Origin of the sequence: Bradyrhizobium sp. CCBAU 45394 (assembly GCF_028128655.1) — a bacterium.
Lineage (GTDB): Bacteria > Pseudomonadota > Alphaproteobacteria > Rhizobiales > Xanthobacteraceae > Bradyrhizobium > Bradyrhizobium diazoefficiens.
On record NZ_LBIX01000141.1, the window covers coordinates 1 to 12,437 of the forward strand.

Below are 12,437 nucleotides of genomic sequence, written 5' to 3' on the forward strand. Positions count from 1 at the left end.
GTTTTTCGACTCACTGCACCTCAAAAAATGTGGGTAATCGTAAGCTTCGTCGTATGCGTACAGAAAGACTGCCTGCGAGCAAGCTACAGCCGCTCTGGCTATCATCGAGGCGGCGCTTACATCCGCGGGAGCAGATCTGACCGCTGTTGTTCGAACGGTTGTATATCGGAGAAATATCGAGGTCGCAGATCAGGTGGCGAAAGCGCAACTTGAGATCTTCAATGCCGTAAGACCCGCGTCGACGTTAGTCCAAGTGACCTCCATGCTTCGAGCTTGGCAGCTCGTGGAAATCGAGGCCTCTGCAATAGTCGACCCATAAAAGTGACGAGAGTACATATAGGCTTCTTCCGGGTATCTAGCCGACCAAGGCTCGAAAGGAACAGAGGTCCCGCAAAGACCGTACAACGCAATCGAGGCCAGGGCCGGCAAGAGCTAGATGCAGAGTGATTAGATGGTCCGCTGAGGGAAAAAAACGCTGCTGTAGTGCTAAGAGAATGCAAGGCGCTGAAGGAGATTTTGGCAAGGGCAACTAAATCGCAGCGCCCCCCAAGTATGATGATGGCATCGATTCCGGGCGCGGCTGAGTTTAGATCAGTTAGCATCGAGGCACGCCCAGAAAGAGGCAATAGTAGGGCTATAGCCAGTGGTTTGACCGCTGCCTCAAATGGCATGATTTGGCCCATGAAAACTCGTGCGATTGTAGCCTGGAATGTTCGTCGAATCCGCGTAGATCAAGGAATTTCGCAAGAGAAATTGGCTTATGAGGCCGGGATTGACCGCTCATACCTAAGCAGTCTTGAGCGGCAGTCGAAGAACCCGACGATTGATCTCCTCGACCGCATCGCCGAAACGCTGGGCGTCCATTTGTCTGAATTCTTTGTTCAGCCGCCCAAAGGTGCTTGGTCTCTCAAGTCCTTGTCAAGAAGGCGCAAGCCAGCGCCTCAACATCGCAGGAAGAATTGACGAATTTCAACGGCTTCTACGTAGCCCAATTGACGGGACTTAGAAGCCAACTTCGTCCGAACAATTAGAGCGCGCTCGCAGCATAGGAGCGAGCGACGACTGGCCCCTGATGCGGGTTCTCAAGATTGCATGGGAGGTGGCGCGACATCACACCGCAAGAGGATGTTTTGATACTGCAAACGCGACATTTCAAATCTTTGCGCCCGGTGGATACACCGTGAGCACCAGCGTTTAGCGACGACCGGGACGGTCTGTCGTAATCTCAAGTGTGGTATCTACTAAGCGCGGAAAGGCCCGGAGCTCACCCATCATCAGGCCAATCAACGGCGCTCGGCAAGTCGCTCTGCAACTAAAAATAGTCACATTTGTTGGCGCACATTGTAGTTACTTACGATTTTTTCTCTGGTAGATGTGCGATGATCGATGCAGGTTCACGGCTGTCTCTCGAAACACCTCGAATTCTGAACTTTAGTCTTCGGCAGCGCCGCCCTGGTATTGCGGGTTGCCGTTGGAAATCTCCGGCAGGCGGTCGAGGTATCCCTGTCAAACAAGCGCCCCTTAGCTCGATACGGCACCTTCAGCATCCCCGAGGTATGGCGGCTTCTGAGCGGTCGAGCGCTGATCCTCCATAGACTCCCACTGAATCCCTGCAGTGTCTCCTGCAATGGCCAGCTCTTTGCACAAAGCTCGTGATCACGTCATGAGCCCAAGCTGACCTTCTTTGACTCCAGGACCGCCATTTGCGCTCGCCTTATTCAGCGAATGACGCTTGTGCCAGCGGCCGTGGCGAAGCACGTGAAAACTTGAACGTTCTCATTCACGATCGTGGGTTCAATTGCAGCGATCGGGGCGACGCCTGAAGATACTAACAAGCCGCAACAAGGCTCCCGGCGACGATCCAGGGTGCGAGTTCGTGATACACGATCTCGAGCTCTCGGCTTACCAACGCGGCGCCACGTTGAACTTCTCCCGCCATAGGGTCGAAACAGTGCCTGTGGAATTTCGACATCTACGCTGGGCAATCGTCGTGTCCCAGCACCGAAGCCTCCGTCAGGCGGCAGACACGCTTAGAATCAAGCAGTCGACCCTCAGTCGCTGCCTACGAAATCTCGAACACAGATTGGGCGTAACCCTCTTCGAGCGCACCAATGGCGGCACGCGTCCTACAATGGAAGGTAAGGAGTTTGTCGACACGGCGCGCCGCATCGTGGATCAGACTCTTGCAATGACGGTTCGCATCAAGAACCGTTCGCGCGGGGAGAGCGGTCGGCTGACCATCGGTATACATGCCTCATTCTCAGCTGGCAATCTTCGAGCGACGCTCCTCGAGCACCGAACCCGCTTCCCAAAGGTCAACACGCAACTTGTTGACGGACCAAAAGATCATCTGATCTCCGACTTGGTCGGCCCCGCCATTGATGTCGCGTTCGTAGCCGAGCCCAACCCAACGTGGAAGGGCAGGTCGTTGTTGCTCTGGAGTGAACGCGTCGTGGTGGCTCTCCCCAAGTCCCATCCGCTAGCAGCGCGCGGCGTGGTTCATTGGAGCGAACTGAGAGAACAAACGTTGTTGCTGACACGGTATGGCCCGGCACCGGAATTGCTAAAGCTCCTCATCAACAAACTGGGAAGTTCAGATTCGTGCCGGCTGTTTCATCATGACGTAGTGTATGACCAGCTTCTCACACTGGTGGGTGCCGAATGGGGCGTCCTGCTCGCCCTAGAAGGTGCGACCGGCGCCGCCTACGAGGGAGTCACCTTCCGAGAGGTCCACGATGCTGACGGTCCTACGCGACTGAGCTTCCGCGCGTACTGGCGTCAGGCCAACAGCAATCCATCTCTTCGTCCGTTTCTCGACCTTCTCCGTGAACGCTATCCGGATTTTTCCGCTGAGCCAGGGACCGAGTGAGCAGCATTTCTCCGAGCCTTTGCAAAGGCGCGGTCAGTCGCCATGAAACGCTCGATCATCGGCGCGATCAATTTGGCAGGCTCGGTCGGCGTCGTCGCTCCTGCGTTGCGCGTCAGAATCTCGGCGTTATCCTGACTCTACGCACGTGTCTCAGACATGTCATGCGGATCAGTCATCAGGGTTGCCGATGAAGCGCATCAGACGTCCGAGTCAAGCGTTCCCGCAGCGTAGCGAGGACAACGCTTGACTCGGCGGCGACACCATAAGCTGACTATGGGGTGCAGGCGAAGTCCTGCACCCCTGCCACGCGGCGAGCGGGAGAGCGCGAGGGGAACCCCTCGCATTCTAAATAAAAGGGCTTTGCGCCGAAGGCGCTCCGTTTTGGAGAGCGAATGCCGGAACTTTACTTCGCGGACCTCGCGGCGTTGCACCGCCCAGCAATCGTTGATGGTGTCACGCACGAACTTCCGGCCGAGACGATCGCGGCGGTGCAGGCAACGGGCGTCAACGACGGCATGCCATTCATTCTGGATGATTGCGGCGGTTACGATCACGATCTCAATCGTTTCTTTCGGGCCTGTCCCACCATGGGGCTGCGCTCAGTGAACAGTCTCAGGGCCTACGCTCGGGACCTTGTGGTCTGGATGCGATTTCTTTCCGAGCGTCGAGGCAAGAAGTCGATTTGGCTTGCCGACCGCGAAGATGTTGCAGTCTATCATGCCGCGCGTCGTCGGTCGGCACCGTCTCATCGGATCTCCGCGGCCTCTTGGAATCGCGCTGTAGCCGCGCTTGAGACGTTTTATGGCTGGGCAGTCGAGGAAGAGCTGATCGCTGCGTCGCCATTCGGGTCGAGCACGACGTGGCGACGCGTCCGCGGCGGACGATTCGCACCGGTGAGGACCGCCCGTGCGCGCGAAGCCGGCGCGCGACGTGGCGACCTCCGGTTCGTCGGTCTCGACCATTTCCTCTCGTACCGGGATGTTGGGTTGCGGGGCCGCCAGCTCGACGGACGTGAAGACGCCACATGGAGCGGGCGCCACGGCGAGCGCAATGTCCTGTTCGCGGAACTGCTCGTCACGACCGGGCTGCGACTGGAAGAGGCAGCTAGCCTTCTTATCGTCGAGTTGCCCGCAGTTGATCGGACCCGATCGGCTCCCAGATCAATCCCGCTTCGGCTTCCCGCGTCGATCGCCAAGGGCGGAAGATCGCGAGAGATCAGATTGCCAGCGCGGCTTCTGCATCGTCTCGCCGACTATGTGGCGATCGAGCGCGCCAATGCGCTCGCCAATTTCCGCGATGTCGAATCCGATTCAATCGCCGTTGGTGATGGCCCAACCCGTGGCACGATTGGTCTTGTCGACGTCACCGGCCAAGTCCGATCTGTCCGCCTCGATGTGCTCAGCCCGACCGAGCGGAGGCGGCTCGCCACATCGTCGGGCGAGCCGATGATCCTCTGGCTGAACGAAGCGGGTCGGCCGATGACGTCGCCTGCCTGGGCGGCGGTGTTCCGCCGGGCAGGCAGGCGGTGCCGCGCTCTCGGCATTGATCTCGACGTCACCCCACATGCGCTGCGGCATACCTTCGCAGTGCACATGCTTTCCATGCTGATCCGCGAACAGATCGGCGCTGTCCTGGCCGACGGTCCGCCTGACGAACCAGGCTCGGCCGCCTACCGCCGGATGATCGGCGATCCACTGCAGAAGCTACAGCGCCTTCTTGGACATGCCAGCATCGCCAGCACTTACATCTATCTCGACAGCCTAGAGGAGAGCCGCGCGCTCGTCGAGGCGGCCGCCGAACGCTGGGGCACGGCGCTCGATGCAGCGCCGAAGGACGCGTTATGAGCGGCAGGCGGGCAAGCTTTCCACCGATAGAGACCGCCCGCGCCAGGCCGCTCGGCGCGCTCCGGTTCGAGATCCCGGTAGAGAGCGGTAAGCGCGTTACCGTCGCATTGAGCGATTCCTCGCGGCCGCGGCTTGTCCGCGCCCTCGGCGCAGCATTGCGCGACAGTCTGACAGCACCCGGCGTCGTCTGCACGCCCACCAAAGTACGGGTGCATGTCGAGCAACTCCGACGGTTCTTGCACTTTCTGGATGCCGCCGACGAAGCTGTCGACACCGTCGAGATGATTGAACCGGCACTTTTCGAACGCTACGAAGTCTGCCTAAAGCGCAACACCTACGCAGGGGCCATCCACCGTCGCCATTTACTCTCCCGTCCGATCCTGCTCCTGCGGCGGATGGAGGAGCACAAGCCGGGCACGCTGCCGCCCGCGCTTCTGCCGCGGCTCACCTATCTCAGTCTCGACCCGTACAAAAACAGCCGTCCGCGCGACGCCTATAGCGGAGCCGTAGCCGCGAGCATCCGGCGTGCCGCGCGCAAGCAGGTGGTCGAAGCAGCCCGTCGGATCGTGCTGGAGGGCAAGCTCCCGACGCTGCCTGCCGATCTTCACCCCAGGGTCCAGGAACCCTATCAGTTGCTCGTTGAGGCAATCGATCGGGACGGTTGGGTTGCATCAAAGGATCCGCTCTTCGATAACATGCGTCAGCGCGCGATCTACTACGGAGCGCCTCGCCGCGTGGATCTGACCTGTCCGGCGACCCATGCTCGCTTCTACCTGACGGCAGTCGACATCGTCGCCTTCATCATCCTGCTGTCGCTTAGGACAGGGCTCGAGATCGAGTGTCTGCGCGAGCTGAGGGCCGACTGCCTCAAGAACCCGGCCAAAGGTTTCATCGACATCGCTTACCTCAAACGCCGCGCGCAGGGTGCAGAGTGGAAGACCATCAGGGTCCGCGATGGCGGCGCGACTACACCCGGCGGCCTCGTGCGTCTTGCGATCAGACTCACTGCCCGAGCGCGCCGCCGTCTTGATACCGATCGGCTTTGGGTGTGGGGATGCGTCCACGGTCTGATCGGCGGCATGACGAAGAGCAACTTCATGCCGCGCTACTTCGTGCGTCAATACGGCCTTGTCGACGACCAGCGCCGCGCACTCCGGCTCGAACTTTCACGGTTGCGCAAGACCTACAAGGCCGAGTGGTATGTGAAGACTAGCGGCCAGCTCGAGACGTTCGCACAGGGGCATTCCATCGAGGTGGCGGCGGAACACTATGCCGACATTCCCGCGCTCAAGGGGGTGCATGAAGCTGCGATCGCAGCCGCGCTCGACGACGCACTGGCCGCGGCGCGCACGATGCCCGCCCCAGAACCACGCATCGTCACGCCCAAGGAAGAGGCGGCAATCTGCTCTGATCCAGGCGGCAGCGATCTGCCCGGAACACTCGCAGGCGAAGCAATCGCCCCCTTTCTCGATGGTGCCCAGGATCTGTGGCTCGCGGCATGCGCCGGCTTCTACGATAGTCCATTCGCGGCGAGGGGCGAAGCCTGTCCGTCACCATTCTGGAACTGCCTTGATTGCAGCAACGCCGTCATCACCGCGCGCAAACTGCCGGCACTGATCGCATTTCTTGCATTTACCGTTGCGCAGCGCGAGTCCCTGGCTGAAGCTGATTGGGAGGCCAAGTTCGGCCGTGCCCATCGGCGCATTCGAGATCAGATCCTTCCTGCCTTCCCGAAGGCCGTTGTGACCGCCGCGCGCATCGCGGCCGAAGCAACGCCCGGCATCATCTATCTCCCACCGGAGGCGAGCGCGACGTGACGGCGATTCCTGCACCATCGCCCGATACCGCAGGCGTCGCTTCCCGGATGCGACGCGACGACGAACGGGTGTTGGCGACGCACGCCCTCAAACCGGGAACGAATGAGGCCTGCCTGTCGCACTTTCGCGACGACCGCTGGGATCTCGCCCCCGCGATCTTTCGCGAGAACGTACAACAATCCACCACCGTGGTCGACTTCACGGCGCTCGCCGATCCGCTGCAGCGCTTGACCGCCAAGGAGTTCATCTGGGCGCGGCTGAACGAGCCATCGCCGTCTCCCACGCGGGCGCGCATGTCACCCACAGTCGCTCGCTGGGCCCTGTCCAATCTCGCGGGCTTCATGGCATTCGTCGCCCGGCAGGCCGGCACATTCGCAATGCACCTGGTCGATCAAGCAATGCTTGATGCTTATCTCGCCGAGCTTCGGCGCGTGCGAGGACGAGCGGTCGAACGCGTCGCACATTTGCTCGACTCGCCGATCGAACTCGATCGCTATTCGCCGTACCTCACGCTCGGCGGCTTTTGCTGCCGGCCCTGGCGAGGCCGTTCAGCGGCGCGGGTCGCTGGGCTGCCATCACGGCCGATGGTGACCGAGAACCGCACGCCGCGCATTCCGGAGCCGGTCATCGGAGCATTGCTGCGTTGGTCCCTGAAGTATGTCGATCTGTTCGCCGCCGACATCTTCGCTGCCCGCGCCGATCTCGGCCAGTTGGAACAGGGCTTACGTCATCTCGATGGAGTTGCACAACGCCTTCCGCTCATTGATCAGCTCGACTGTTATATCGGACGGCGTTGCGCGGACGGACGCGGCATTCCGGCTTCTGCATTCGACCGCAGCGGACGGCGCGAGCCGGAGGGCAAGCCGATCTCAGGTGTCAACTTTCATCTGGTCGCCCTCGAGCTCGGCTGCGACAAGCGCCTCTTGGTCTCTCGTCCGGCGCTTCGGAGACGATTGGAGCGCGCCATCGAGCGTCTCGGCGGCGAGATCGGCGGCATGGACAGCACCGTCACGGTCGATCCAGATACCGCCCTGCCTTGGCGGGAGCGGTTCAACGAACGCAGTATCGTCGAAGAAGAGCGGATGCTGCAGGCCGCAGCCTATGTCGTCTGTGCCTACTTGACCGGCATGCGCGATAGCGAACTGCAGGCCTGCTGGTCACTCGGACTAAGCGCCGACGGGATCGTCGAGCGACATCGCGTCAAAAGCATCACTTATAAGGCACGGGAATCAAGCGGCGAGGAAGCCGAGTGGATAACAATCGCACCCGTGGCGCGCGCGATCGACGTGGTGGAGCGCCTGACCGCGCAACAACGGGCGACACGCGGCGTCGACACCATCTGGCAGGCGCTCTCAATGGCCGACGATAGAGCGGAGCTGCGCGGCGGCGTCATACGCCTCGTCAACGGCCTGCGCGAACATCTCGACGCGCGCTCGCGCGGGGGGCCGGCGATCCCTCACGTCGAGGGTCGCCCATGGTGGTTCACACCCCGCCAGTTTCGAAGGACGCTCGCCTGGTACATCGCCAACCGGCCGTTCGGTACCGTGGCCGGCAAGATTCAGTACAAGCATGCCTCGATCGCCATGTTCGAAGGCTATTCCGGCTCCAGTCCATCAGGATTTCGCCGTGAGGTCGAGCAGGAACGCGCGCTCGGTCAGATGGACGATGTCGTCGAACATTATGAGGAAGCGATCAAGCGTGGACTGCCGCCGGCGGGACCCGCCGCGGCGCGCCTGCGAAGCGAGTTCTCGCGTATCCGCGATGAACTCGGCGATCTGCCGGGCCGTGTCGTCGATGCGCAGCGACTGCGATCGATGCTCGGACATCTCGGGCGCACGCTCCATGTCGGCCTGCTGGCCGACTGCTTCTTCGATCCTGATACGGCGCTCTGCCTCGACCGCGAGAACGCGGCGGCCAATCGAACCGTCCCGGCATTATCCCACTGCCGCCCAGACCGCTGTCCGAACGCATGCGTCACGCGCCGTCATCTGGCGCCTTGGCAGGCGTCGATCGCCGAGGGCGAACAGCTACTGCAGGACCGGCGGCTTTCATCCCTCCAGCGTCAGGTCCTGACGGAGGACAATGAGCGCAAGCGGCGGCTCATCGCGCCCCTTCTCGAAGGATCACCAGAATGACCAAGCAGATCAGCGCCGCCGCCGTCTCATCCATTGAAGCCGCCATGTCGCGGCTGTTGAGCCATGGCGGCGCCCAGCCGACATGCACAATCGCTCGTCTGGCATCGGAGGCCGGACTCTCGCGCGCAACACTTTACAGGGCCCCCGAATTGATCGAGAGATTCCGCGCTGCCATCGCGTCGCCCGAGCGAGAAGTGAAGAGGCCGCTGCCCTCAACGGATCGTGTCCACCAACTCGAAGCCGAGATTGTCATGTTGCGCGGCCGCGAGACCGAGGAGCTTCGTGCCTTGCGATTATCCAACCGCAAAATGGCGCAACATATCCAGGCGCTCAGTCTTCTCGTGCGCGAGCAAGAGAAACGGATAGCCCGGCTTCAGGCCGAATCGTCCGAATCAGAACGCGGTGCAGCGCTCGTAGCGTTTGCGGCCGCGCCGCGACGTTGACGACTATTGCCCCGATCGGATTGCGCGCGCCGGCTCCGGTAGCCGCGGTCGGACCGGATGAAGGACTCGAGCATGTGCGGGATCAACGTCGCGGCGTCGACTGGCTCATAAAGTCGGCTGTGCTCAGCGGCATAGCGCTCGAGTTCTTCCTTTAGAGGCTCCGAGATGCTGATTGTCATGCGGACGAGACCGGCTTTCGGCAAGCGGCCAAGTTTCAGATCCGCCATGCGCCACCTTCCTCGGTAGATGCGACAGAGACATGTTGACCGTTCAGATAATCGGCGTAACTTTTGAGATCCCTGAAGACCGCCGCAGGCAACTCGATCGTGTTCTTGACCGGCTTGTCGTCTTCGAGCGGCCCAAGCTTGAGCTTCGTCATGGCGTTCCTCTCTTTCCGTACGGAGCCAACACCAAATCTCGCGTAACGATCACGCGGACGGGGAAACCCGGCCGGACGGTCAGTGTCGGCTGGATGTTGAGCTGGCGCTGCACGATCTGCTGGCCGGTCTGACTGATGCCGTTGGATGCGCCGCTACGGATCGCCTGAACAAGGTTGTTTTCATTTTGGCTGGTGCCCGCCTCGGCTCCGACGCTGAGCAGGGTCGAGAGGCCAGCGGCCTTGAACAGCATGCCCCAGTGGTTGTCGACCTCATCCTCGAGCCCGGCATATCCACCGGTGTCGGCACCAGGCTGACGCTCCAGCACGATCGAGTGACCGTCGGGCATGATGATGCGCGTCCAGACCAGGAGGATGCGGCTCTGGCCGAACGCGACGGAACTGTCGTACTGACCTATCAGTTTCGCGCCCTGCGGGATCAGAAGATATTTTCCGGACGGGCTGTCCCAGACCGCTTCCGTGATCTGAGCAGTGACCTGGCCGGGCAGATCGGAGCGGATGCCCGTGATGAGCGCAGCCGGAATCACGGTGCCCGCCTGCACCACATAAGGTGAGGCCTTGGCTTCGAGCCGGTCCGGACTGACCGTGCGCTTGTCTGTCGGAGCAGTGAGGAAGGCCGTCTTGCGGTCCTGCATGTTCTGAGCGGATCCGGCATCGACGGGCGGTGTCGCGGCCGGAGTGGCCGTGGCGCCAACGGAGGCATTCGGGATGAGTTGGCCGACGCTCTGCGGTTGCTGAGCAGTTTGGGCAAAGAGGCGGCTGACCCGCGCCGCTTCGATTTCCTGGCCCATGCGCTGCGTCTCGGGATCTGACGTCGCTGCCATGGTGTTTGGTGCGGCGCCGGCATTGAGGATCGGCTTGCCGAGATCGCCGGGCAATGGTGGTCCGAGCGGCGGCACCTGGCGCGGCAGACCGGTATAGTCCATCGGCAAACCGGCGAGGCCCTCGGCCGAAGGCCTGGTCTGGGTGCTGAGCAGCTCCTGGCCGGTCTGCGGCTTGTTGCCGGTCTGCAGGGCATAGCCGAGCGCGCCCGCGACGGCGAGGGCAGACACCGCGCCGAGGCCGATCAGGACCTTGCGCGAGAGCCGTGTGACACGCGGCCGCTCGCCTCGGAGCCGAAGGTCCGGCGGCGCGACCAGCGGGCTCTGACGTTCGTCTTCGCTGCCTATCGCCATGCGCGCGGCCTTCCGTCGGTGCGGACGATGCGCACGCGCCGCTCGCTGTCCTTATCGCCAAGACGCAATTCCGCGGCGGCGAACAGGCGGTCGACAATGTAGTAGTTGCGGTTCGCTCGGTAGTTCACGAGTTCGGACCCGCCGGCCGGACCGATGACGAACAGCGGCGGCATTTCACCCTGTGCGATACCGCTGGGGAATTCGATGTAGACCTTATTTCCGTCGTCAAAGGCGCGCAGCGGACGCCAGGCTGGATCATCGCCCTCGATCGAATAGCGGAAGTTGATCGCGGCAAGGTCGACGCCGGCCGCAATGGGCGCTGCGGTTTCAGCCGCCGCATTCTGTCGCCGAAGCGCAATGAGTTGGTCCTCGGGATACTGCCAGGAGACCGAGGCCATATAGGTCTTCTCCGTCGAGCGCAGCTCGAGGAGATAGGTCCGCCGGTCGGTGTTGATCACGAGATTGGTGACCAGTTCCGGCCGCGTCGGCTTGACCAGGATGTGGATCTTCCTGGTCGCGCCCGCGCCGCTCTCGGTATCGCCGATGATCCAGCGCACGGTGTCACCGGCGGCGACTGGACCGGAGCCAACGAGTTGCTCGCCCTCCTGGAGCGCGACATCGGTGATCTGACCGGGCGCCGTGTAGACCTGGTAGAGAGCACCGCCGGAGAATGGATAGACCTGCACCGCGTTGATAAAACCGTTACGGACCGGCTGCACTCGTGCCGCGGCGTTGGCCTGTTTGACGCGAACCTTCGGATCGGCGGCTTCGGTGGTACGCTTGCCGGCGGCGAGCAGTTTCAACTGCCCAGGCAGCGGCAGGGGTTTTGGCAATTCCACGATCTTGACGGGCGGCGGCGGATCGGCGGTAAGCGTCGCCGGCTCCGCGCTGTCGTAGTTGATGTCGGGCGGGATGAAATTGTGCGCGCAGCCGCCGAGTGTCGCGACGGATATCAGTAAAGCCGCAAGTACGGATTTACGGGAACACGTATCGCCGCCCTTCCGGCTTTGGTGAACCGTGGAGAAACGTAAAGCCGGACCGCCGGCTTTCGATAAAATCGGCGGGCTCATTGTCCCAGCTCCTTTGACCAGTTGATAGCGTTGACGTAGATGCCGAGGGGATTCTTGCGCAGCCGATCGGCGTCGGTGGGCGGCTGAATTGCGATGGTGAGGATCGCGGTCCAACGGGTGGTGCCGGCGAGTGCTCCGTCCTGATAGCGGTGCTCGACCCAGGCCACGCGAAAACTGTCGGGCGAGGCGCGAATGACGCTGGAGACGTCGATGGCGACCTGCTGCTTGCCGAGATTGGCGAAGGGATCATTGGCGCGGGCGTAATCGTTCAGCGCCACCGAGCCCGCCGTGGTCGTGAAATCATAGGCCTGCAGCCAATTGTGCCGCACGATGATCGGGTCGGCCGGAAGCGAGCGTACGATCTGGATGAAGTGGGCGAGATACCAGGCAATCTGCGGGTCATTCGGCCGGTAGTCGGCGGTGGCCGGCGCCACCACTTGCGCCTCGCCGAGCTTGTCGACCTGCACCACCCAGGGAACGACGGTGCCGTGCGTGGATTGCCAGACGAGCCCGCCGGCGAGGCCGCAAGACAGGATCAGCGAACCAAAGGCCATCAGCCGCCAATTCCTGGCCTGCACGCGGGCGGAGCCGATGCGTTCGTCCCAGACTTGCGCCGCGCGCTGGTAGGGGGTTTCGGGTTCGGGCGTGCGGCCGTAGCGCACGGACGATCGGCTGAAGATCGACATA

The 12,437-nt window shown here is 62.1% G+C and carries 11 protein-coding genes and 2 pseudogenes; 7 read left to right on the plus strand and 6 right to left on the minus strand.

Going from position 1 to position 12,437, the window contains the following annotated elements; all coding sequences use genetic code 11:
- Positions 1-76 precede the first annotated feature (76 nt).
- The 3 genes and pseudogenes from WN73_RS14060 to WN73_RS14070 all read left to right on the plus strand — a co-directional run.
- Positions 77-319, plus strand: a pseudogene (locus tag WN73_RS14060) (Rid family hydrolase); the annotation flags it as partial.
- Between the two features lie 362 nt (positions 320-681).
- Positions 682-963: a helix-turn-helix domain-containing protein gene (locus WN73_RS14065; protein ID WP_271553314.1), complete on the plus strand. Its 282-nt coding sequence runs from the start codon at positions 682-684 to the stop codon at positions 961-963.
- Positions 964-1,957: 994 nt separating this feature from the next.
- On the plus strand, positions 1,958-2,869 hold the full coding sequence (locus WN73_RS14070; protein ID WP_271553350.1) for a LysR family transcriptional regulator: 912 nt from the start codon (positions 1,958-1,960) through the stop codon (positions 2,867-2,869).
- Here the strand turns inward: WN73_RS14070 and WN73_RS14075 are convergent.
- Positions 2,833-2,988: a DUF2274 domain-containing protein gene (locus tag WN73_RS14075; protein ID WP_442870092.1), complete on the minus strand. Its 156-nt coding sequence runs from the start codon at positions 2,986-2,988 to the stop codon at positions 2,833-2,835. The two genes, WN73_RS14070 and WN73_RS14075, sit on opposite strands and share 37 nt — an antisense overlap.
- A 273-nt stretch (positions 2,989-3,261) precedes the next feature.
- Here WN73_RS14075 and WN73_RS14080 point away from each other — a divergent pair, with 273 nt between their 5' ends.
- The 4 genes from WN73_RS14080 to WN73_RS14095 are packed head-to-tail and all read left to right on the plus strand — an operon-like array spanning position 3,262 to position 9,108.
- Positions 3,262-4,713 carry a tyrosine-type recombinase/integrase gene (locus tag WN73_RS14080; RefSeq protein WP_271553316.1) on the plus strand — a complete coding sequence of 484 codons (1,452 nt, stop codon included), beginning with the start codon at positions 3,262-3,264 and terminating at the stop codon, positions 4,711-4,713.
- Entirely contained in the window at positions 4,710-6,530 is a 1,821-nt protein-coding gene (locus WN73_RS14085; RefSeq protein WP_271553318.1) for a hypothetical protein, read from the plus strand. Before WN73_RS14080 ends, WN73_RS14085 begins: the two co-directional genes overlap by 4 nt.
- The gene (locus WN73_RS14090) at positions 6,527-8,665 is read left to right on the plus strand and encodes a hypothetical protein (protein ID WP_271553319.1); all 2,139 of its coding nucleotides are present in this window, start codon (positions 6,527-6,529) and stop codon (positions 8,663-8,665) included. The genes WN73_RS14085 and WN73_RS14090 overlap by 4 nt, the downstream gene beginning before the upstream one ends.
- A complete protein-coding gene (locus WN73_RS14095) occupies positions 8,662-9,108 on the plus strand; it encodes a hypothetical protein (RefSeq protein ID WP_271553320.1) in 447 nt (148 codons plus the stop codon). Before WN73_RS14090 ends, WN73_RS14095 begins: the two co-directional genes overlap by 4 nt.
- Here the strand turns inward: WN73_RS14095 and WN73_RS14100 are convergent.
- The 5 genes and pseudogenes from WN73_RS14100 to trbF all read right to left on the minus strand — a co-directional run bounded on the left by WN73_RS14100 (position 9,039) and on the right by trbF (position 12,436).
- Complete coding sequence (locus WN73_RS14100; RefSeq protein ID WP_271553322.1) at positions 9,039-9,335, minus strand: DUF2274 domain-containing protein; 297 nt, start codon at positions 9,333-9,335, stop codon at positions 9,039-9,041. The genes WN73_RS14095 and WN73_RS14100 overlap by 70 nt on opposite strands.
- A 44-nt stretch (positions 9,336-9,379) precedes the next feature.
- A pseudogene (locus WN73_RS14105) lies at positions 9,380-9,487 on the minus strand (DUF2274 domain-containing protein); the annotation flags it as partial.
- Positions 9,484-10,680: a TrbI/VirB10 family protein gene (locus WN73_RS14110; protein WP_271553324.1), complete on the minus strand. Its 1,197-nt coding sequence runs from the start codon at positions 10,678-10,680 to the stop codon at positions 9,484-9,486. The pseudogene WN73_RS14105 and the gene WN73_RS14110, both read right to left, overlap by 4 nt.
- Positions 10,671-11,750, minus strand: a complete 1,080-nt coding sequence (trbG, locus tag WN73_RS14115; RefSeq protein WP_271553325.1) for a P-type conjugative transfer protein TrbG — start codon at positions 11,748-11,750, stop codon at positions 10,671-10,673. Before trbG ends, WN73_RS14110 begins: the two co-directional genes overlap by 10 nt.
- A complete protein-coding gene (trbF, locus tag WN73_RS14120) occupies positions 11,747-12,436 on the minus strand; it encodes a conjugal transfer protein TrbF (protein ID WP_271553326.1) in 690 nt (229 codons plus the stop codon). The genes trbG and trbF overlap by 4 nt, the downstream gene beginning before the upstream one ends.
- Between the last annotated feature and the right edge of the window lies 1 nt (position 12,437).